Source organism: Rhizobium sp. No.120 (genome assembly GCF_054558365.1).
Window position 1 is genome coordinate 129,786 of the sequence record NZ_BAAJNQ010000002.1, and the last position, 20,458, is coordinate 150,243.

The following is a 20,458-nucleotide window of genomic DNA, read 5'->3' on the forward strand; positions in this document are numbered from 1 at the left end:
GCCGGCTAGGCGTCAAAGCCTATTCGACCTCGATGGAATAGCTGCAGCCGGCCAGCGTCTTGTCCGGATGAGTATTGACAGTGGAGACGTTGAGCGAGATGCGCGTTTCCAGCACGGTATCCGAATTTTCCTGCTGATCCTTCTGTGATAGGACGACCTTCTCGCCAAGAAACTTATTCGGCTGGTCGACCGAAGCTATCACGCCAAGCTGCTTGGCGAGTGAATGCGGGTCTGCCTCGTCGAGCACCGCAAGCGGCCCCGTGGAGGCGAAGACGATCCTGTTCGTTTGTCGCCCGAAGACGGTCACAGGCGACGAAAGCTGGAATTCGCGCAGAAAGGGATTGTCCGACGGCAGCTCGCTGAGACCGAGCTGCTTCATAGCTGCCACGCTATCCGGCCCGGTCAGCCATAGGGCAAAGTTATTGTAGCTCGGCACGTCATAGGTCGTGCATTCGATCAGCTTGGCGAGGTCGATCTTGGAAGGGTCCTGTTCCGCCGTTTCGGCATGGGATGCCGGCGCAGATAATAGGAACGCCACAAGCAGCAGCGTTCCAGTGCGGTAGAATGACATGTCCTCTCCTCGATCTCCGGGCGATTCGATACCGGTGATATCAAATCGCGTGTCGGAGCGAAAAGGGAAAGAAGCCAGCCGAAATCGCGCGCTCGCGCCTCACCCCATGCGCTCGGAGGCATAGGAGCCCGGGCTTGCCGGGAAGACGACGGTGCGGTTGCCGTTGAGGAAAGTGCGATAGTGGATATGCGCATGGATGGCGCGGGCCAGCACCTGGCTCTCCACATCGCGGCCGATCGAGACATAATCCTCGGCAGACTGCGCATGCGTGATGCGCGCCGTGTCCTGCTCGATGATCGGACCTTCGTCGAGATCGGCGGTGACGTAATGCGCCGTCGCCCCGATCAGCTTCACCCCGCGCTCATAGGCCTGCTTATAGGGGTTCGCTCCCTTGAAGGACGGCAGGAAGGAATGGTGGATGTTGATGATGCGGCCCGACATCTTCCGGCAGAGAGCATCCGACAGAACTTGCATGTAGCGGGCCAGTACGACAAGTTCGGTGCCGGTCTGCTCGACCAGTTCCAAAAGCTGGGCTTCGGCCTGCGGCTTGTTGTCCTTCGTCACCTTGATGTGGTGGAAGGGGATGTCGTGATTGACGACCACTTTCTGGTAGTCGAAATGGTTGGAGACGACGCCGACGATGTCGATCGGCAGCGCGCCGATCTTCCAGCGATAGAGCAGGTCGTTCAGGCAATGGCCGAAGCGCGAGACCATGAGCAGCACCTTCATGCGCTTCTTGGCATCATGGATCTCCGCATCCATGGCGAACTTTTCGGCGATCGGCTTGAAGCCTCCGGCAAGCGCCGGTCCGCCGACACCTTCCTCGGAAATGAAGGAGACGCGCATGAAGAACTTGCCGGTATCGAGATCGTCGAACTGGCTGGAATCGACGATGTTGCAGCCCTGCTCGGCCAGATAGTTCGAGATCGCCGCAACGATCCCACGCGTCGATTTGCACGTCACTGTCAATACATAGCTCGTCATGTCTTTATCTCTTCTATCCCGAGGATGTCCGCCTGCTTAGATGAAATCGGAGGTCTGGGAAATACCTCCCCCCAGCCATGTTTCGACGGATATTTAGGCAGGATGACGGGCAAAAAGCCGTTCCCGTTGCGCCTTCGAACGGCGCATCCCCGCCTCAGCTGTTGGTTGCCAGCGAAAGCTCTTGCGGCCGTTTCGCCAGACTCCCCTCGTTGAATTTCAGGAATCCCACAAGAAGCCAGACGAGCCCGGCCGTCTTCATCGAGAAGATGGCCGTCGAGCCGATCATCAGATTGAGGAAGAGGAAAAGGGAAAGCGCATGGCCGAGACGTCGCTGATTGACCGTTTCGCCGCCCGGATAGAGCGAGGCGTAGAGCCAGAACAGGATCAGGCCGAAGATGGTGGCGCCATAGATGATGTAGACATATCCGCTGTCGAAAAAGATGCCGACCTGATCGAGCTGCAGGCCGATCGTGCTCTGCAGTTCCATGCCGAGGAAGGCTTTGACCGTTCCATTGATGCGCCCGACGAAATTATCGCCCGTCACGCTAGGCTCGAGCGCGTGAATGACGAAGCCGACTACGATGATCCCCGGCATTGTCAGCAGGTCGAGCGTCTTCGGGAGCCAGGGATAGATGAAATAGCCGGCCACGCAGATAAGGCTGAAGATCAGCATCGTGCGTGTGTCATTCGTGAGCAGGATCAACACGACCGTCGAGAAAAACAGCAGTCGGTCCAGCAACCCGAGACGATTGGAAAAGCTGATCAGATACAGCACCATCACGCCGCAGAAATTGGCAAGCGAGACCTGCTCCAGGAAGATGGAGGACGATCGATGGTCGATGAGGCCGAAGGAAAACCGGCCCTCGAAGCCGAGCGCGCCGCGAAACAGGCCGAGATCGCTATAGGTCGCCGGCGGCACGCCGCGCGTATTCTGGAAATATTCAGCCGGATGAAATAGCGCGACATATTGCTTGACCGACACGATTTCCAGGACAAGCACGGCAAGCACGATGAAGCATGAAATCTTGAAGGCAAGCTTGACGGTGCGCTCGTTGGCCAGCCGCCCCATGATGGAAAAAGCGAAGATGATCATCACGTTGCGGAGGTGATCGATGTAGGCCTGCTTGTTGATGGCCATGACGAAGATCGTCAGCACGATGGTCAACAGCAGATAGAGAAGCGGTGCTATGTCCTCCTCATATATGCCTTTCGTCAGCAGGTAGGTGAAGGCGGCGACCTGCAATAGCACTTCGGACAGCACGACGGAGCTCGGCGTCAGCTGTGTGATATTGTGATTGATGAAGGCAAGGATGCAGTTATAGCAGACCGCCAGCAGCGAAATCGTGAGAATGACGAAATTGATCGGCTGCTTTTCGCCTGAACGTTGCATCAGATATCCGGAGTGGTAACCTCTTCACTGGCGGCGGCAGCATATCAGGCCGATGATTCGCGACAAAGGGCCGGCTGCCCGTCTTGGGTCATTTCGCAGGCTTGACCAGCGCACATGAGGCCGGCAGCGACACTTTTCGATTAAGCCCCTCGGCGAGGACTCTCATCTGCGGTTTGTCGCGGCCGTTGCGTGGCTGGACATTAAGCGGCTCCTCCGGCGGCCACCAGTCGCCGGCAGCCCAATAGGTCCAACCGAGCCAAATGTCGCCGTTGGCGTTCATGATGTCGAGAACCTGCTTGAGACCGTCGAGGCAACCATCATTGGCGGCGACGCCGAATTCGCCCAGAAATCCACGTTTGCCGTTCTTGCGCAGCCAGTCGGTGACGTCGTTCATGCCCTTTACGGCTTTGTCGGTGCCATCGCAGACCGGGTGCGTGCCGGAACTGTCGGAATCCAGATATTGGTGAAATTCAAAGGCGTAGAAATCGAGCGGATCCTTGACGCCGAGCATGACCGTGCCGTTTGCACCGCCGCCAAGCACATCGGCGGACCAGCTATGCGCGCCCGTCCAGTTCGTGCCCGGCACGAGAATGAGATTGCGTGCGCCGACGGTGCGGATGCTGCGGATCGCGGTATTGGCAAGTTCGAGCCAGTCGGGAGTCTTGATATCGTGCGGCTCATTCATCAGGCCGAAGGCCACGCCCTTACGGTTGGAGAACTCCACCGCAAGCCGCGCCCAGAAATCGCCGAATGCCAGATCCGTCGCTGGAGGCTGCTTGAGCTGGATCTTGTCGTAATAGGCGTAATTATGGGGATCGAGAACGACGGACATTCCGTGCTTCTGGATGAGGTCGACGGCATCCTTCAAGCGCTTCAGCTCGTCACCGTCAAACGAGGCCCCGAGCACCGGCTGCAGCCGTTCCCAGCGAAAGGGAAGGCGGATCGTGTTCATGCCCTTTTCGGCAAAGTAGCGCACGGTCTGTTCGGACGGATAGGTGTAATTGACATTGATGACCCCGCCGCGTTCGCCATATTCCGCTCCGGAGAGATTGACGCCGCGATAACAGAGTTGCGCGGCGGCAAATGCGCCTCCGGCATCAGTCGTAAAGGCGAGCATAACGGCAGCCGCCAGCAGGCGTCGCAGAGATTTCGTCGTCGATGCGGTCATAGCATGCCCCTGTCTTCCGTGCGGCTATGGCTTTTCATAGGAACTATGGTGTTGAGCAATGATGAAAGGATGGGTTGCGTCGATGCCCGCGGCGCGATTTCCTGGAAGCGTCCTTAATGTTCCGTTAGCCAAACCTTTCTAGACTTCGCGCGTCTGCTGCGTGGAATCCGCCTGCGAAGCACTGAAAGTCTGTAATGAGCTCAATGGAACGAAGCCAGCGATCGGACCGACTTGCGGGTTGGCGCGACACCGAGCCGTCTGATGGACGGCGCGATGGCGTGCGCCTGCGCAGTCCTGTCTTGCGTCCTCGGGATTTCGTTGTCGCAGCCGAACCCGTAGCATACTCCGAAAAGCTTGAGGCTCCCGTCGCGGCTGCCGCTGTTCCGCAAAGCCCGTCGAAGCGATCCGATGTAGAGGAGCAGGCGGTTGCGCCGCCCGTTGTTGCTGCGGCGACGCCGACCGTCGAGCTGGTTGCTGCTTCGCCGATGGCTGCCGCTGCTTCGACGGCATCGACGGCAAAGTTGCCGTTGCTCGATCTTCGATCGGCCATCGCTTCGATCTGGGCGAAGAAGTTTGTGGTTCTTGCCCTGGCGAGTGCCGGCGCCCTGCTGGGCGGCGCAGTCATTCCCCTTATTCCGCAGAAATTCACGGCTGAAACCAGCCTCTACTTCGACCCCCGCCCCGTCGGAGGCTCTGATTCCGCTCAGCAGGCGCCGACGCCACCGGAATTGATCACGACGATGATCGAAAGCCAGACGCAAATCCTGTCTTCCGGCAAGGTGCTTGGTCGCGTCGTCGATGCGCTGAAACTCGATCAGGACCCGAAATTCAATGGCGGCGCCACCGGCGAGGCGGCAAAATATGTGGCCACGGCCGCCTTGGCAAAAGCCATCCTGATCGCCCGCGAATCCAGCACCTATGTCGTGACTGCGAAAGTGACGACGAGCGATCCGCAGAAATCGGCCGCGATCGCCAATCAGCTCGTGACCTCCTTTTTGGCCGAGGAGAGCAAGGCGGCGTCGAACAGCTACAAGAGCAGCAATACGGCGCTGGACAGCCGCCTCGAAGATCTGCGCCAGCAGGTGCTTTCAGCCGAGAAGGCTGTCGAGGCCTACCGCGCCGACAACGATATGGTCGCCGTCGAGGGCAATCTGATTTCCGACAAGCGCCTGACTGCGCTGAACGACCTGCTCATCACCAGCCAGCAGAAGACGATCGAGGCGAAAGCTCGAGCCGATGCAGCCGGAAAGCTGAGCTTCGAGGAGGTCGTCTCCAACAATCCTTCAGCGGGGGTGACGTCGACCGCATTGAGCAGCCTGCGGCAGCAATATGCGACGATGGCCGCCAATGTCGGCAGCCTCCAGAGCCAGCTCGGCGCCCGCCACCCGCGCCTGCTTGCCGCGAAGTCATCGCTGGATAGCCTCGCCGCGGAAATCCGCGCGGAGCTGCAGCGGCAGATGACCTCGGCCCGTGCAGATTACGAGCAGGCGCAGAAAGCCGAACAGGATGTCGCCAAGGAACTCGCCGTGCAAAAGGCCTCACAGGTCAATACATCAAGCAAACTTGTCGGCCTGAACGAGTTGCAGCGTAAGGCGACCGCGGCCCGCGATCTCTATGAATCGCTTCTGAAACGATCCGGGCAGGCGAGCGATGCCCACGATCTCTCGCAGAGCAACATCCGGGTGATCTCCGAGGCGGAAGCGCCGCTAAAGGCCGATGGGCCGAGCCGCAAGGTAATGATGGTGGCCGGTCTTATCGCCGGAGCGATCTTCGGTGCCGGTCTCGGCATGGCGTTTGCTGTTCTCCTCGGTCTGTTCCGGCATCCCGTTATCCGCAGCTATTTCGGCAAGTAACCGCCGATCCCATCTTTTCCTGTCACTGGCTTTTTCAGCGTTGAGGATGCAATTGCGCGCCGACTGTTCTAAATGTAAATCGGCGCTGCGGATGATTGGATCTTGCTAATAGAAGCGCAATCCGGTCATTAGGTGGTGTATGGTATTTTGTGAGACAATCTATGCGAGAAAAGCGGTGCGCTGCTCCGACGACTGGCGCCAGGGAAAGCTGACCGATGGTGCCCGCGGATAAACTCGTCCTGCCGTTTCTGGCCTTGCCGCGCTCTACCAAGCGCGCGCTTGCCTTGCTGGTCGACGCCAGCCTGTGCGTGCTGACGGTCTGGTTCGCCTATTGTCTTCGCCTCGACGATTGGGTCATCCTCGAAGGCGTCGAGTGGCTGCCGGCCATCGTCTCGCTTCTGCTCGCCATTCCGATCTTCATCGTGCTAGGCCTCTATCGCGCGATCTTCCGCTATGCCGGTCTTTCGGCCTTCGTCACGGTCGTCAAGGCGGTGGCGATTTATGCGCTGGCCTTCATGACGATTTTTACCGCCATCAGCGTGCCGGGCGTACCCCGCACCGTCGGCATATTGCAGCCCTTGCTGCTGCTGATCGCGATCGGCCTATCGCGCATGTGGACGCGCTACTGGCTCGGCAACGCCTATCAGCGCCTTCTCAACCGCAATCAGCTCGGAAAAGTGTTGATCTACGGCGCCGGCGCGTCAGGGCGGCAGCTTGCAGGCGCCCTTGCCAATAGCGCGGAGCTAAACGTCGTCGGCTATCTTGACGACGATCGCAATCTGCATGGCAGCATCATGGGCGGACTGCCGATCTACGATCCTGCCGATCTGCCGGCGCTCGTGGTCTCGGGCGAGATCAAAGGCGTATTGCTCGCCCTGCCGAATGCCACACGGCAGCGGCGCAACGAAATCCTCGAGGATATGCGCAAGGCTCGCGTCACGGTGCGGACTATGCCAGATCTGACAGCGCTTGCGCAGGGCCGCGTCGCGGTTTCCGATCTGCGCGAGCTTGACATCGAAGACCTGCTTGGCCGTAACGTGATCGCTCCCGACCGCGGTCTGATCGAGAAGAATATTCGTGATAAGGTCGTCATGGTCACCGGCGCCGGCGGTTCGATCGGCAGCGAGCTCTGCCGCCAGATTTTGAAGAACGGCCCGACCGCCCTGCTGTTGATCGAGCAGAGCGAATTCGCCCTCTATGCCATCCATGGCGAGCTGGAGAGGACGGCCGCCTCCGCCGGCTATGCCGATATACGTATCATTCCCTTCCTGGCGTCTGTGCGGGATGGCCAGCGGATGAGGCAGATCATGCGGGCCTGGCGGCCGAAGACCGTTTATCATGCCGCCGCCTACAAGCATGTGCCGCTCGTCGAATACAATCCCGCCGAAGGCATCCGTAACAATGTGCAGGGAACGCAGATAGCGGCCGAGGCTGCGCGCGAACATGGCGTCGAAAATTTCGTTCTTATCAGTACCGACAAGGCCGTGCGTCCGACCAACATCATGGGTGCGAGCAAGCGGCTGGCGGAAATGGTGCTACAGGCGATGGATGCCGATCGCAAGCCCGGTGCCGATAGCACCAATTTCGCCATGGTGCGCTTCGGCAACGTGCTCGGCTCCTCCGGTTCCGTCGTGCCCCTCTTTCGCCAGCAGATCCGCGATGGTGGGCCGATCACGCTCACGCATCCCGATATCACCCGTTATTTCATGACCATTCCCGAGGCATCGCAGCTTGTGATCCAGGCGGGCGCGATGTCGGGCGGCGGCGACGTGTTTCTGCTCGACATGGGCGAACCGGTGCGCATTGCCGATCTGGCGCGTCGCATGGTGGAACTGTCCGGTTTGACCGTGCGGAACCAAAACGAGCCTGACGGCGATATTGAGTTGGAAATTACCGGCCTACGGCCAGGTGAGAAGCTCTATGAAGAGCTGTTGATCGGCGATAATCCGCAGCCGACCAGTCATCCGCGCATCATGCAGGCCAAGGAGGATTTCCTGCCTTGGCCGGAGCTGTTGAAGCGGCTTGCTGCACTTGAGGCGGCGTTGGATGAAAACGATATTCCCTTGGCCAGAACCATGCTGCAAAATCTCGTTTCCGGCTATACGCCGAGCAGCGAAGTGGTCGATCTCGTCTATCGCGAGCGTGAGGCGGATCTGACGGTCGACCAGCCGAACCTTGATAACGTCGTACAGCTATAGACGCGTGTCCTGCCGCGACACCGGCAGCTACCGTTTCACCGCAATGGCGTAGTACCAGCGCCGCACCTGATCGCAGGTGCGGAACCAATGTGCCGTCAGCCGCAAGAGGGGATGGCGCTTTACGGCGCGGTAATGCACGCGCTTGCCGATCGTGGTATCGGCGCGGTGGGGGCTGAAATCGACGAGATTTTCCAGTGTCGTGAACGTCGCGACGCCGGTGGACCAGCCGCGTTCCAGGGCGACGTCATAGGGAAGAAGCATGGGCTTCAGCGTCATCAGCAGCTTTTTGGCGGCCTTGCGGTTGACGATGTAACAGGCAGCTGATCCCTGCGGACCATGCATGCAACGGCCGACAACGTCATTCTCGCTGGTTTCGTGGATCGGTTTGAAACCGACGAGACGATGGTTGACGAGTTTGACGAGACGGGCGCCCTTGGCGCCGTCCATCGCCGCGATCGCGCGCGGTATCAGCCTCTCGTTGAGCTCGACGTCATCTTCCATGATGATCGCCATCCTGTCGCCGCTGGCGACAAATTGCTCAAGGGCGATGAGATGGCTGCGATAACATCCGTATTCTCCCGGCAGGAGCTTGCGGCCGTTGTGATACGTGAATGAAGGGGGGTGGAAATCGACTCGGTCGGCGTCAGCGACGATGCGGCCATCTACGGCGGGAATGCGGGTAAGATGCAGATCGTATTCGACCGCCTGTTTGCACAGCCGTTCCCAGCGATCACGCGAGCGATCGAGATTGATGACATAGATAGAAACCTGCTGAGCGATATCATCAGCGGTTCCGGGATCGAGGAAGGGAGGGAGACGATTAATCTGTTCGAGAATGACTATTACTCCTGCAAACAGAAATCGTGGCGACAGCAACTAAGATGACAATTTCCACACTATATAACATGCTTATCACTTGTCGCAAACTGCGGCGGCACGTCTGTGTTGTATTTGCAGATAAAAGCATTTTGTTTGGTGTAACGTAGCGTGAATGGCCGGCCGCGGCTGGATGAAAACCGCCGCTTACGCGCGATTTTGGTCGCGGAACCCGTTGGCGCATGACTGCGGCCCCATTATATCTATTGCATGCGGCGTATGATCGTTGCGCTCGCAGGTGCAAAGGAGCGTTGCAGTTCATGTGGGTCAAATCGAAAATCGCCATTGCTGCTATGTCCCTTGCAGCCTTGATGCCGGTGGTCGCCCTTGCCGACAATCCGCTCCTGCCCAACCCATATGTCGCTCCCGTCTATCCTTACAAGGATCTTCCGGGAGTTACTGCGCCAAAAATGGCTGCTGACGAGAAGTTTCAATGCCGCACAGCCACCGTGTACGCAGATTATTTTCACGAGGGCCCATTCTACCGTGGCCTGCCACGCCTCGGTTACGTTTGCGAGCAGAATGGCGTCGTTTCCAGCAGCACCAGAAAACCCAACTACCAATATTGGCAGTATAACGGCCCGGATAGATAAGCCACAGGCACTCTGCCGATTTAAGCAGCAGCGTTGAGCACCATCGCAATCAAGGCGAGCGTGGCTAGCGCGCCAATGTCGCGCAAGTTTTGCCATTCTGAAAATAAATTTCATGTTTCTCGTAAAATGCGCGAACGTCGTTGACGAATGCGAAAATTTGTCCCAAGCTTACGAAAATAAATTACGTAATGGGAACTCAAAAGCATGCGCGTTGGAATCATTGGGCTGGGATTCCGCCTGGGCTACCTTGGCTATGTCTTCAAGGCGATCGATGAGAGCTTCGAGATTGCTGGCTATGTCGATCCGGCGCCGGCGGGCCTGCCCGGTTTGACCGAACGAGGCATATCTGCCGGGAAGGCCTATGCGACGCCTCAGGAGCTGATTGCCAACGAGAAAATCGATCTCCTGATGATCGGCTCTCCGAACCACATGCATCTCGATCATATTCGCATCGGCCTCGAAGCTGGACTCAAGATATTCTGCGAAAAGCCGATCGTCACCACGATCAAGGACAGTATCGAGCTGGCCCGCCTGATGGCGAAATTCGGTCATGAGCGCCTAAATGTCGGTCTCGTCCTGCGCTATTCGCCGATGTACCGCGATCTCCTGACCGCCCAGGCCGAGGGAAAACTCGGCCATGTCGTTTCCATCGAGGCGGCGGAGCATATCGAGCCCTATCACGGCGCTTTCTTCATGCGTGACTGGCGCCGTTACGAACATTATTCCGGCAGCTTCATGCTGGAGAAATGCTGCCACGACCTCGATCTATACAATGGTGTGGTCGGCGCGCGGCCGGAGCGGGTGGCAAGCTTCGGGGGCCGCAAGAGTTTCATTCCGGAAAACGACCCGGCACGGGAAGGTATTAACGATCTCGAACTCTTCCATCGCAAGCCGAGCGGCTGGATGGGATCGGACAAGGTCTTCGACAGCGACGGCGACATCATCGATTACCAGGTGGCAATCGTCGAATATGCCAATGGCGTCGGCATGAACTTCCACACCAATCTGAACGTCCCGGATCAGTTTCGCCGCTTTGCCATCATGGGCTCGCGTGGCATGGCCGAAGGTGATTTCATCCGCGGCTATTTGAACGTCCACGAGATGCTGACCGGCAACAAGGTGATCGAAAACACCTATGCGGCCACCACGCTCTCGCAGCATTACGGCGCCGATGAACAGATGGCCGCCGATATCATCGCGCACGTCAAGACGGGCCTGCACCTGCCGGTGTCGACCCAGAATGCGCTGGAAGCCGGCATTCTGGCGCTTTCGATGGACGAGGCGCGCATGAAGAGGGCCGTCGTCGATCTCCGACCGATATGGGACGAGTTCGACGAAGCGCTTCATTCAAGAGCCGCCTAGGGAGGGGCGCGGGATGGGTGTTCAACGCAGCACGGTCATCTTCGCCTGGCTCCTGCTTTTTCCGGCTCTCCTCTATGTCACCGTCATCGTCGCCTATCCGCTGGTCGACACGATAATTCTGTCCTTCACCGATGCGTCGTTGAAGAAGGTGACGAATTGGGTCGGTTTCGAGAACTACGCGAAGATCTTCAACGACACTTTCGCAGGCGTTATCGTCCGCACCTTCATCTGGACCTTCTTCTCCGTGTCGATCAAGATGATCATAGGCACGTGGGGAGCGGCGCTCTTGAACTCGGCCGTTCCGGGCCGCGCGCTCTTCCGTGTCCTGACCATGCCGCCCTGGATCGTGCCGATGGCGATCGGCATCTTTATGTGGGGCTGGATGTACAATGGCCAGTTCGGCATGATTTCCGGCCTCTTGCAACGCTTCGGCATTGTTGACAGCCCGGTCGCGTTCCTCGCCTACGGCAGCTCGGCTTTCTGGGCGACGATCGTCACCGACGTCTGGATCGGCGTGCCGATGGTTACTCTTTATATGTTGGCGGCCATGCAGGCGATTCCTCACGATCTCTATGAGGCGGCCTGGACGGATGGCGCCGGCCGTTTCTATCGCTTCCGTCGCATCACCCTGCCGCTGCTGGTGCCGTCTTTGGTCACCATGTCGATGCTTTCCTTGATCTCGACCTTCAATTCCTTCGACATCATCTGGATTTTGACTCGCGGCGGTCCGAACGGTGAAACGACGACGATGATCATCGACACCTACCGAACGGCGATCGGCTCCTACAAATATGGCGAGGGTGCTGCGCGTGCGGTGCTGATCTGCATCTTCCTGTCGCTCTTCTGCCTTGCCTATTTTCGCCTGACCAGCCGCTTTTCCATGGGAGCCAAGCAGCGATGAGCCACCCTTCGATGATTCATCGCTACAAATGGTATGAGCTTATCGGCATTTATGCCGGAATCCTGCTGTTTCTGGCTTTCGTGCTGGCGCCCTTCATCGAAGGGTTCCTGGTGTCGCTGAAGCCGCTTAGCCAGCTCTTTTCCTCGCCTTACCGCTTCATTCCCGAGAACGGCTCTTTTGCGGCCTACCGCACCATGTGGACGAGCGTGCCGGGTTTCGGCTGGTATATCTTCAACTCGTTCCTGGTTTCTGGCACGATTACCATCATCGTGCTGATCCTGGTCGTGCCGGCGGCCTATGCCTTCGCGCGTTTCGAGTTCAAGGGATCTGGCCTGTTGCTGGGTGCCTTTCTTGCCGTCAAGATGTTTTCCGGCGCCGTGCTGCTCATCCCGCTATTCCGGCTCATGCGCTCGTTCGGCGTGCTGAACACCTATTTTGCCATGATCGTCCCGGGAGTGGCCTTCATCATTCCCACCGGGATCTGGCTGCTGCACACCTATATCCGCCGCATCCCGCGTGAGCTGGATGAGGCAGCCTATGTGGATGGCGCGAGCCAGTTTTATACGCTGCGCCGCGTCATCCTGCCGATCGCGATGCCCGGCATCGTCGTCGTTGCGATTTCCTCGTTCATCGAGGCCTACGCGCAGCAGTTCATCTATGCTCTTACCTTCAATTCGAAAACGGAATACATGCCGCTGCCGGTAGGGCTTTTTGCCTATTTCGGCCGGCAGGAAGTCGTCTGGAACGAACTCATGGCCGCAAGTTTCGTCGGCATCGCGCCGGCTCTGGTCGTGATCTTCCTTCTGCAACGGTATCTCGTCAGCGGACTGACCGCCGGCGCGGTGAAGCAATAAAATCAATCAACCACCAGAGAGAACGGGAGCTTAAACGTGACATTCCATTTCAAGACGGGGCTTCTTGCCCTTGCTTTGCTCGGCTCCACCGCGCTTGGCGCTGTGAACGCCCAGGCGGCCGACAAGGAGATCAGCTGGATCTATTGTGGCGACAGCATCGATCCGATCCATGTGAAATATATCAAGCAGTGGGAAGACAAGAATCCGGGCTGGGCCGTCAAGCCAGAACTCGTCGGATGGGAATTGTGCCAGGACAAGGCGACGACGCTCGCTGCAGCCGGCACGCCGGTCGCCATGGCTTATGTCGGTTCCCGTACGCTCAAGCAGTTCGCTGACAACGATCTGATCGTTCCGATCCCGATGACGGACGACGAGAAGAAGGCCTATTATCCGGGGATCGTAAATACGGTCACTATCGATGGACAGCAGTGGGGTACGCCGATCGCTTTCTCGACCAAGGCGCTCTATTGGAACAAGGACCTCTTCAAGAAGGCCGGCCTTGACCCCGAGAAGCCGCCGACCACTTGGGCCGAGGAAATCGCCGACGCCAAGACGATCAAGGAAAAGACCGGCATCCCCGGATACGGCCTCTCGGCCAAAACCTTCGATAATACCATGCACCAGTTCCTGCACTGGGTTTACACCAACAACGGAAAGGTCATCGACGGCGATAAGATCACCCTCGACAGCCCCGAAGTTCTGGCAGCCCTTCAGGCCTACAAGGACATTACGCCCTATTCGGTCGAAGGACCGACGGCCTACGAGCAGAACGAAATGCGCGCCATCTTCCTTGATGGCAAGGTCGGTATGCTCCAAGCCGGCTCCGGCGCTGCCTACCGCCTAAAGGAAACGAAAATCAACTGGGGTGTGGCACCGCTGCCGCTCGGCCCGTCGGCAAAAGGTCCGGGCACGCTGCTCATCACCGACAGCCTTGCCGTCTTCAAGGGGTCTGGCGTCGAGGACAAGGCGATCGAATTCGCCAAGTTCATCACGTCTCCCGGCCCGCAGGGTGAGTACGAACTCCAGGGCGGTGCCGGCCTCACGCCGCTGCGCCCGTCTCCGATGGTTGACGAGTTCGTCAAGAAGGATCCTTCCTGGAAGCCGTTCATCGACGGTATCGCCTATGGTGGTCCCGAGCCGCTGTTCAAGGACTATAAGGGCTTCCAGAATGTCATGATCGCCATGGTTCAGTCGGTCGTGACAGGTCAGGCTCAGCCGGCGGATGCCTTGAAGAAGGCCGCTGCTGATCTCGAGCAGTACAAGTAAGTCTGCAAGTCACCGGGCCGCGCGCATCGCGCGCGGCGCCTTTGGAGCCCTGCCCGCTAAATGGCGGCGCCGCGCGGAGACAGAGTTTGGGAAAGCTGCACCTTCATCAGGTCAAAAAATCTTACGGTCATTTCGAGGTCATCAAGGGGGTGGAGCTCGACGTCAATGACGGTGAATTCATCGTCTTTGTCGGTCCGTCCGGCTGCGGCAAGTCGACTTTGCTGCGCATGATCGCAGGTCTCGACGATGTGACCGGCGGCGACATTAAGATCGACGGCGCCCGCGTCAATGATCTGCCGCCCGTCAAGCGCGGCATCGCCATGGTCTTCCAGTCCTATGCTCTCTATCCGCATATGTCGGTGTTCGAGAACATCGCCTTCCCGCTGCGGGTGGAGAAGATGGCAGAGGACAAGCTCAAGGCCAAGGTCGAGAATGCAGCGCGCATTCTACACCTCGATAAACGCCTGCAGGAAAAGCCCGGCCAGCTTTCCGGTGGTCAGCGCCAGCGTGTCGCCATCGGCCGTGCCATCGTGCGAGAGCCGAAGATATTCCTCTTCGACGAGCCGCTGTCGAATCTCGATGCCGCGCTACGTGCCGATATGCGCATCGAGCTCGCGAAGCTGCACCGCCAGCTGCAGGCAACCATGATCTACGTGACGCACGATCAGGTCGAGGCCATGACCATGGCGGACCGGATCGTCGTCTTGAATGCCGGGGAGATATCGCAGGTCGGCGCGCCGCTGGAGCTTTATCATAAGCCGGCAAATACCTTCGTTGCCCGCTTCATCGGTAATCCGAAGATGAACTTCCTGCCCGTAACGTGCACAGGCGTCAGCGATGCGGGCGTGGAGGTGGACTACAAGGGCCAGAAGGGTCTGTTGCCCGTGACGCCGCGCCCCGGCTTTGTCGGCAAGCCGCTGACGCTCGGCATCCGCCCGGAGCATGTCCAGCTCGGAGACGGCGATCTGACCCTGACCATCGTTCCGACGGTCGTGGAGCGGCTCGGGGCGCAGACAGTCGCCTACGCCACGGCTGATGGCATCGATGAGAATTTCTGTGCGACGCTGGAGGGCAGTGCAGCCATCCGCATGGACGCCCCGCTCAAGACAGGTATCCGCCTCGCCGATTGCCACCTCTTCGACGAGAATGGGCAGGCATTCGAGCGGCGGGTGGAACTGGCTGAAATCGATATGGACCTGCTAAACCGAGCCGCCTCCTGAGGGAGCAGGCCTGGAAGCAACCCATCGCCCTCGTAGTTCGAGACGGCCCTTTGGGCCCTCCTCACCAGGAGGGCTGATCAATCTCGCCCAGCTTATGCTCGGAGCTTGCTCAGCCTTCATCATGTTCCTGTCGAAGGACGAGGGTGGCCCCGAATGCAACCCGCGGATGGCGGATCGCCTTACCAGACCAAACCGCGAGCCGCCACCTCTTCTACGCGGGTCACAACGCCATCGCGATGGAACACCATCTGGTCGAAGAGATTGGAAACGACGCAGGTGTGGTTCGGGATAATGCGGATCTTGTCGCCGATCTGCGGGCGGGAGCCTGCGCAGTTCGACAGATCGATGACACCATGCTCTTCCGATAGCCCCTTGATGACAGCGTCGGGATAGTCGACCACCTGACCGTAATCGGCAAAACCGAGAAGGTCCGAGGTCAGAGCCTTCGAACCGGCATCGATGACGGCACGGTCTTCGGTCGGGCGGGAAACGACGGTGGCGAGGATGTGCATGGCGCAATCCTCTTCTCGGCAATGGCCCGCACGCACCATCGAGCGGTCATTATAGATATAGGTTCCGGCGCGATGCTCCGTGGCGGCCGTGACGAGATGAGCCTCGAAAAGGCTCGGTGTGCCGCCATTGCTGACGATCGGGCATTCGATGCCATCATTCTTCAGCAGCGCTACGGCTTCAACGAGGAAAGCCTGTGTCGCGGCTGCATCGTTTGGCTTCGGATAACTCATCAAGCCGCCGAAGACGAGACCGGGCTTGCCGGCAATATGCTTGCCGAGAGCGGCCGCCTGCGCAGGCGATTGGACGCCGCAGCGCGCGCCGCCGGTATCGCATTCGACCAGCACGGTCAGCGGCTTGCGGGCGGCGAACCAATCGGAGAGTCCGTCAACCGTCACGGTGCTGTCGGCCACAACCTTCAGGCCGGAAATGCGGTCGTTCAAAGCCGAAAGGCGTGCGAGCTTCTCAACCCCGAGGATATTGAAGGTGATTAGGATATCCTCGAAACCTGCATTGGCGAAGACTTCCGCCTCGGTGATCTTTTGGCAATTGATGCCCTTGGCGCCGGCGGCGACCTGGGCGCGTGCCAGCGCAGGGATTTTGTGCGTCTTGATGTGAGGGCGGAAATTCAGTCCGTGCGCATCCATGTAGGACTGCACGCGCGCAATATTCGCGGCCAGCCGGTCTTCGTCGATGATCGGGCGAGGGGTCGAAAGTTCTTCGATTCGGTTGCCGGGCTTGGGGCTGATTTCCACTGCGATGTCGTGAGCGATACTGGCAGCCATGTCAGGCGTCTTTCCGTTCTTCTGCAAAGGGATCCGCCACCATCGGCCAGATATCCTTTCGCGCACGGCGGTAAGGCGTGCGCGCCGGATTGTTGGGATAAGGCGTTCCCGCGGAGCAGTAAAGGATCTGCGATGCGATCTTGGAGAAGGAGGCGTAGAAATGATTGGTCGATTTGATGACCAGGATCTTTTTCGTTGTCGGGTCGATGCCCATGACGGAAAACAGGCTCGGATCGAAACTCTGGGCGCGCGTCGAGTTCAGGATGATGTCGATTCCGTCGAGCTGAATATGTGCGGCATCGCCGAACGGAGCGAAGCTTTCGCCGAAACGCATCTCGGCATTCGGAACAAGGCGAACGATCTTGACGAGACCGTCGATGGGGTTGCCCGTGCCCGGTGCCGATTTGGCGCCGAAGCGCAGCGGGATTTCCGCGCCTTCGCCGGCAGCCATGCAGATCTGCACGGCCATCGGGTCCCAGATCGTGCCGATCGCCGTGTCGGTAGCACCGCGATCGAGCAATTCCTGCAGGATGACCGTTGCGTCGCCTGCCGTGCCACCGCCGGGATTGTCCCAGAGATCAGCGATGACAACTGGCCCCGACGCAGCAGCCATCGCCTCGCTCACCGCCTGCTTCTCGTCGATCTGTGGCATGATGAAGGTGCCGCGCTTTGAGAAGAGTTCCAGGCCGAGATTGCGGGCGATTTCAGAGCCTTTAACCGGCTTGTTATCGGTGACGACGAGCAGCTTCGTGCCCATTTCCGCTACATCGCCCGCCATGAAGCCGTGAATGACCGAAATGGACAGGATATCGGTGTCGCTCTTTTCCATCGTCATGATCTTGTCGACGAAGGAGCGCATGGGGTCGCGCGAGGTCGGAAAGACATCGATCATGCGGCAATCAAAGACGGACATGACCGGCTTCACGCGGCCTTCCAGCGTATCGATGGCAATGCGCCAGAGGTCATCGGCGCGATCGACGAAATCCGTATGCGGAAATTCCTTGAAATAGACGAAGAAATCAGCGGCCGCGAGACGCTTTGCCGTCAGATGGCTGTGCGGATCGAGTTCGGCGCAGAGCAGGATATCCGGCCCGACGATCTCGCGCACGCGCGATAGGAAATCACCTTCCGTATCCTCGTAGCCGTCCGCAACCATGGCGCCGTGCAGTCCGAGAACAACGGCATCGACAGGCATCGCCGCACGCAATTGCTCAAGAATTTCGTCGCGCAGTTCCTCATAGGCATGACGATTGACAAGCCCGGCCGGGTCGGCCCAGGTGGCGGTACCCTCGATTACCTCCCAGCCCTTTTCCGCCGCAATGCGCCGACCGACGGTGATCGGTGCCGAGCACAGCGTCGGTGTTTCCGGATGCGTGCCGGGCGGCGCATAGAGAGAGGCTTCGAAAGCGCGCCGGTCGACGCAGATGGGGGAGAAAGTATTTGTCTCGGTCGCGAGGGCCGCGGTGAAAATGCGCAACGCTGTCGCCTCTATTCCATGGGATTCGGCAGGTAGCCGGTGAAGCCGCAGATCTTCCAGCGTCCTTCATGCAGGCGGCAATAGTAAAGTGTCTGCCACTTCAGAACGTCGATGCCGCCATCCGATTTCTTCAGGCTGCCGTCGAACTTCTTGCGCACCAGCGCCATTTCGCCCTCAATTTCGATGTCTTCGAGCGTCGTCGTGGTAAAGATGGCAGTGCGCGGGTCTTCGGCAAAGGATTGGGTGGCGAAGTCGCGCGCCTGGCGCAGCCACTCGTCGCGATAGGCTGACAGCGTCGGGAAGGCGAGACGCCATTTATCCGGACTGACCTCGCGCTTGCCGTCGATGCCGATGAAGCCTTCCTCGACGAAATCGCCCGCGACCTTCGACCAGTCGCCAGCAAGAAAAGCATCGATGTCACGCGGAACGAGCATCTCCCAGATCGAATGCCTGGCGGTATCGCTTGCAGGGAAGGGATTCTTGAAAGGATCACGCATGGTATCCGCCGTTATTTAAATTCTTTTCATAATTTGCGATTTTCACTGGTCAAATTCCGCTTTCTATGGTCATTTGTCAACTTATCAAGAAAATAATTTGCAGGAACTGCATGGTGGCCATCGCATGTCACGGTTCCGGCGAAATGGGAACGAATGACGAGCCGCATCTGTCCACAGATGCCGAGGGGATCGGGAAGATTGAGATGGATCGCGTCGCTGACTACGTGTCAAACGTGGGTGAACCAGCGACAAAGGGGGGCTGATGGATATCTTCACGACCATGCAGGAAGAGAGGGGCCGGCTTTCACAATCGGAAATCCGCATCGCCGATATCGTCCTCAATGATTTCGAATTCGCCGTCAATGCTTCCATCATCGAGCTGGCCGGCAAGGCCGATGTATCGCCGCCGACTGTGACGCGTTTCTGCCGGCGGCTAGGCTGCGAGAGCTTTTCCGATTTCAAGGTGCAGCTCGCACGCACCGCCTATGTCGGCATGCGCTATCTGAAGCCCGAGCCGAAGAGCATTGCCCCGGCCGACGTTGCCCAGGATATTATTACAAAGGCGCAGAATGCACTCTTCCTGCTGCATCGTGGCCTGGATGTCGCTGCCATCGAGCGGGCGGCGAACCGGCTTGCCGGCGCCGAAATGATCTATGCCTTCGGCTCCGGCGGCAATTCCTCGATGATCGCGACCGAGCTGCAGAACCGCCTGTTCCGGCTAGGCCTTCGCATTACCGCGAGCTCCGACCACAGCATGCAGCTGATGATGGCCGCCGCCGCCAAGCCGACGGACGTGTTGATCGGTTCGTCCTTCTCCGGCCGTAACGCCGAGCTGGTGCGCGCCTTCACGCTGGCGCGCGAAGCCAAGGTGCCGACCATCGCGCTGACGCAGAGCGACAGCCCGGTCGCCCATGCTGCGGAAATCACGCTGCCGGTCGATCTTCCGGAAGGTGACAATATCTATCGGCCGACATCGACCCGCATCGCCTATCTCGCTGTGGTGGATATTCTCGCTAGTCTGGTCGCCTATCGTATCCAGCCGCAAGCTACCGTGACGCTGCGCCGTATTAAGCAGCAGCTCGTCACTCACCGTGATGGCGACGATCGCCAGCTGCTGGGGGACTAGTATTCAAGATCTGATTAGAGGGAAGCATATGAGCAAATCCGTTGCCATCGTGACAGGGGCCGCCGGTGATATCGGCCGGGCCATCGCAAAGCGCCTGGCGGATGACCACGATATCATCCTGCTGGTCGATATCGACGAGGCTGCCATGCAGAAGGCGGCGGGAGAACTTGGGCCGGCGGAGCGTTTCGTCACGTTCAAGGCAGATATCACCGGGGATGACGACGTCGCTGCCATGGCCAGGGCCGCATCGGATCTCGGTGGGGTGAAGACGCTCGTCAACAATGCCGGTGCAGCCCGCGCCGTCAGCCTTCATGATACCACGCCCGCCATCTGGCGCGCCGACAACGCCCTCAATCTCGAGGCAGCCTTCCTCTGCTTCCGCGCGGTCGAGAATATGCTGAAGGCGTCTAAGGGGTCGGTCATCAATATCGCCTCCGTCAACGGCATGGCCGTCTTCGGCCATCCGGCCTATAGCGCCGCCAAGGCCGGGCTTCTGCATTTTACCCGGCTGGTTGCGGTCGAATACGGCAAGTTTGGCATCCGCTCGAATGCGGTCGCGCCTGGTACCGTGCGCACTCAGGCCTGGGAAGTCCGTGCTGCGGCCAATCCAAATGTCTTCGAAGAAGCCAAACGCTGGTACGCGCTGCAGCGCGTCGTCGATCCCGTCGATGTCGCCAATGCCGTCTCATTTCTCGCAAGCCCGCTTGCCGCGGCGATCACCGGCGTCTGCTTGCCGGTCGATTGCGGCCTGACGGCGGGCCAGGCGGAACTCGCCCACACCTTCTCGCAATCCGAACATTATTGAAGCGCACTGCCAAAGGGGAACA

18 protein-coding genes are annotated in these 20,458 nt (G+C 59.1%); 10 read left to right on the forward strand and 8 right to left on the reverse strand.

Annotated features, from left to right (window positions below):
* Positions 1–19: 19 nt before the first annotated feature.
* From ACYJRZ_RS06305 to ACYJRZ_RS06320, 4 genes are all read right to left on the reverse strand, one after another.
* A complete protein-coding gene (locus tag ACYJRZ_RS06305; protein WP_459457198.1) occupies positions 20–571 on the reverse strand; it encodes a hypothetical protein in 552 nt (183 codons plus the stop codon).
* Between the two features lie 99 nt (positions 572–670).
* Positions 671–1,555, reverse strand: coding sequence for a formyltetrahydrofolate deformylase (gene purU / locus ACYJRZ_RS06310; RefSeq protein ID WP_459457200.1), 885 nt, complete (start codon positions 1,553–1,555; stop codon positions 671–673).
* A 154-nt stretch (positions 1,556–1,709) separates the two neighbouring features.
* Positions 1,710–2,945 carry a hypothetical protein gene (locus ACYJRZ_RS06315; protein WP_459457202.1) on the reverse strand — a complete coding sequence of 412 codons (1,236 nt, stop codon included), beginning with the start codon at positions 2,943–2,945 and terminating at the stop codon, positions 1,710–1,712.
* A gap of 88 nt (positions 2,946–3,033) precedes the next feature.
* Complete coding sequence (locus tag ACYJRZ_RS06320) at positions 3,034–4,113, reverse strand: glycoside hydrolase family 5 protein (RefSeq protein ID WP_459457204.1); 1,080 nt, start codon at positions 4,111–4,113, stop codon at positions 3,034–3,036.
* A 194-nt stretch (positions 4,114–4,307) separates the two neighbouring features.
* On the opposite strand from ACYJRZ_RS06320, the gene ACYJRZ_RS06325 reads away from it, so the two are divergent.
* Both ACYJRZ_RS06325 and ACYJRZ_RS06330 read left to right on the forward strand, forming a co-directional pair.
* A complete protein-coding gene (locus ACYJRZ_RS06325) occupies positions 4,308–5,966 on the forward strand; it encodes a GumC family protein (protein WP_459457206.1) in 1,659 nt (552 codons plus the stop codon).
* 215 nt (positions 5,967–6,181) lie between these two features.
* The gene (locus ACYJRZ_RS06330) at positions 6,182–8,164 is read left to right on the forward strand and encodes a polysaccharide biosynthesis protein (RefSeq protein WP_459457208.1); all 1,983 of its coding nucleotides are present in this window, start codon (positions 6,182–6,184) and stop codon (positions 8,162–8,164) included.
* Between the two features lie 27 nt (positions 8,165–8,191).
* Here the strand turns inward: ACYJRZ_RS06330 and ACYJRZ_RS06335 are convergent, their stop codons facing one another.
* Entirely contained in the window at positions 8,192–9,040 is an 849-nt protein-coding gene (locus tag ACYJRZ_RS06335; RefSeq protein ID WP_459457210.1) for a glycosyltransferase family 25 protein, read from the reverse strand.
* A gap of 260 nt (positions 9,041–9,300) precedes the next feature.
* Between ACYJRZ_RS06335 and ACYJRZ_RS06340 the strand changes: the two genes are divergently transcribed.
* The 6 genes from ACYJRZ_RS06340 to ACYJRZ_RS06365 all read left to right on the forward strand — a co-directional run bounded on the left by ACYJRZ_RS06340 (position 9,301) and on the right by ACYJRZ_RS06365 (position 15,236).
* Positions 9,301–9,633, forward strand: coding sequence for a hypothetical protein (locus ACYJRZ_RS06340; protein WP_459457212.1), 333 nt, complete (start codon positions 9,301–9,303; stop codon positions 9,631–9,633).
* Between the two features lie 204 nt (positions 9,634–9,837).
* The gene (locus tag ACYJRZ_RS06345; protein ID WP_459457214.1) at positions 9,838–10,995 is read left to right on the forward strand and encodes a Gfo/Idh/MocA family protein; all 1,158 of its coding nucleotides are present in this window, start codon (positions 9,838–9,840) and stop codon (positions 10,993–10,995) included.
* A 13-nt stretch (positions 10,996–11,008) separates the two neighbouring features.
* The gene (locus ACYJRZ_RS06350) at positions 11,009–11,896 is read left to right on the forward strand and encodes a carbohydrate ABC transporter permease (protein WP_459457216.1); all 888 of its coding nucleotides are present in this window, start codon (positions 11,009–11,011) and stop codon (positions 11,894–11,896) included.
* Positions 11,893–12,750, forward strand: a complete 858-nt coding sequence (locus ACYJRZ_RS06355; RefSeq protein ID WP_459457218.1) for a carbohydrate ABC transporter permease — start codon at positions 11,893–11,895, stop codon at positions 12,748–12,750. The genes ACYJRZ_RS06350 and ACYJRZ_RS06355 overlap by 4 nt, the downstream gene beginning before the upstream one ends.
* A 36-nt stretch (positions 12,751–12,786) precedes the next feature.
* Positions 12,787–14,016 (forward strand): extracellular solute-binding protein, encoded by a 1,230-nt coding sequence (locus tag ACYJRZ_RS06360; protein WP_459457220.1) that lies wholly within the window; start codon positions 12,787–12,789, stop codon positions 14,014–14,016.
* A gap of 86 nt (positions 14,017–14,102) precedes the next feature.
* Positions 14,103–15,236 (forward strand): ABC transporter ATP-binding protein, encoded by a 1,134-nt coding sequence (locus tag ACYJRZ_RS06365; protein WP_459457222.1) that lies wholly within the window; start codon positions 14,103–14,105, stop codon positions 15,234–15,236.
* Positions 15,237–15,415: 179 nt separating this feature from the next.
* Here ACYJRZ_RS06365 and ACYJRZ_RS06370 read toward each other — a convergent pair whose 3' ends face one another.
* From ACYJRZ_RS06370 to ACYJRZ_RS06380, 3 genes are read right to left on the reverse strand one after another with little or no spacing between them, the layout of a single operon-like run.
* Positions 15,416–16,531: a D-TA family PLP-dependent enzyme gene (locus ACYJRZ_RS06370; protein WP_459457224.1), complete on the reverse strand. Its 1,116-nt coding sequence runs from the start codon at positions 16,529–16,531 to the stop codon at positions 15,416–15,418.
* 1 nt (position 16,532) lies between these two features.
* Positions 16,533–18,008: a M81 family metallopeptidase gene (locus ACYJRZ_RS06375; RefSeq protein ID WP_459457226.1), complete on the reverse strand. Its 1,476-nt coding sequence runs from the start codon at positions 18,006–18,008 to the stop codon at positions 16,533–16,535.
* An 11-nt stretch (positions 18,009–18,019) separates the two neighbouring features.
* On the reverse strand, positions 18,020–18,505 hold the full coding sequence (locus ACYJRZ_RS06380) for a hypothetical protein (RefSeq protein WP_459457228.1): 486 nt from the start codon (positions 18,503–18,505) through the stop codon (positions 18,020–18,022).
* Positions 18,506–18,767: 262 nt separating this feature from the next.
* Between ACYJRZ_RS06380 and ACYJRZ_RS06385 the strand changes: the two genes are divergently transcribed.
* Both ACYJRZ_RS06385 and ACYJRZ_RS06390 read left to right on the forward strand, forming a co-directional pair.
* A complete protein-coding gene (locus ACYJRZ_RS06385) occupies positions 18,768–19,631 on the forward strand; it encodes a MurR/RpiR family transcriptional regulator (protein ID WP_459457230.1) in 864 nt (287 codons plus the stop codon).
* 28 nt (positions 19,632–19,659) lie between these two features.
* Positions 19,660–20,436, forward strand: coding sequence for an SDR family oxidoreductase (locus ACYJRZ_RS06390; protein ID WP_459457232.1), 777 nt, complete (start codon positions 19,660–19,662; stop codon positions 20,434–20,436).
* The last annotated feature ends 22 nt before the right edge of the window (positions 20,437–20,458 follow it).

Bases quoted from the DNA above. Each gene is read 5' to 3' on its own strand.
- ACYJRZ_RS06385 (WP_459457230.1), top strand. From the start codon at position 18,768: ATGGATATCTTCACGACCATGCAGGAAGAGAGGGGCCGGCTTTCACAA.
- ACYJRZ_RS06330 (WP_459457208.1), top strand. From the start codon at position 6,182: ATGGTGCCCGCGGATAAACTCGTCCTGCCGTTTCTGGCCTTGCCGCGC.
- ACYJRZ_RS06305 (WP_459457198.1), bottom strand. From the start codon at position 571: ATGTCATTCTACCGCACTGGAACGCTGCTGCTTGTGGCGTTCCTATTA.
- ACYJRZ_RS06355 (WP_459457218.1), top strand. From the start codon at position 11,893: ATGAGCCACCCTTCGATGATTCATCGCTACAAATGGTATGAGCTTATC.
- purU (WP_459457200.1), bottom strand. From the start codon at position 1,555: ATGACGAGCTATGTATTGACAGTGACGTGCAAATCGACGCGTGGGATC.
- ACYJRZ_RS06325 (WP_459457206.1), top strand. From the start codon at position 4,308: ATGAGCTCAATGGAACGAAGCCAGCGATCGGACCGACTTGCGGGTTGG.
- ACYJRZ_RS06370 (WP_459457224.1), bottom strand. From the start codon at position 16,531: ATGGCTGCCAGTATCGCTCACGACATCGCAGTGGAAATCAGCCCCAAG.
- ACYJRZ_RS06390 (WP_459457232.1), top strand. From the start codon at position 19,660: ATGAGCAAATCCGTTGCCATCGTGACAGGGGCCGCCGGTGATATCGGC.
- ACYJRZ_RS06380 (WP_459457228.1), bottom strand. From the start codon at position 18,505: ATGCGTGATCCTTTCAAGAATCCCTTCCCTGCAAGCGATACCGCCAGG.
- ACYJRZ_RS06350 (WP_459457216.1), top strand. From the start codon at position 11,009: ATGGGTGTTCAACGCAGCACGGTCATCTTCGCCTGGCTCCTGCTTTTT.
- ACYJRZ_RS06315 (WP_459457202.1), bottom strand. From the start codon at position 2,945: ATGCAACGTTCAGGCGAAAAGCAGCCGATCAATTTCGTCATTCTCACG.
- ACYJRZ_RS06345 (WP_459457214.1), top strand. From the start codon at position 9,838: ATGCGCGTTGGAATCATTGGGCTGGGATTCCGCCTGGGCTACCTTGGC.
- ACYJRZ_RS06340 (WP_459457212.1), top strand. From the start codon at position 9,301: ATGTGGGTCAAATCGAAAATCGCCATTGCTGCTATGTCCCTTGCAGCC.
- ACYJRZ_RS06320 (WP_459457204.1), bottom strand. From the start codon at position 4,113: ATGACCGCATCGACGACGAAATCTCTGCGACGCCTGCTGGCGGCTGCC.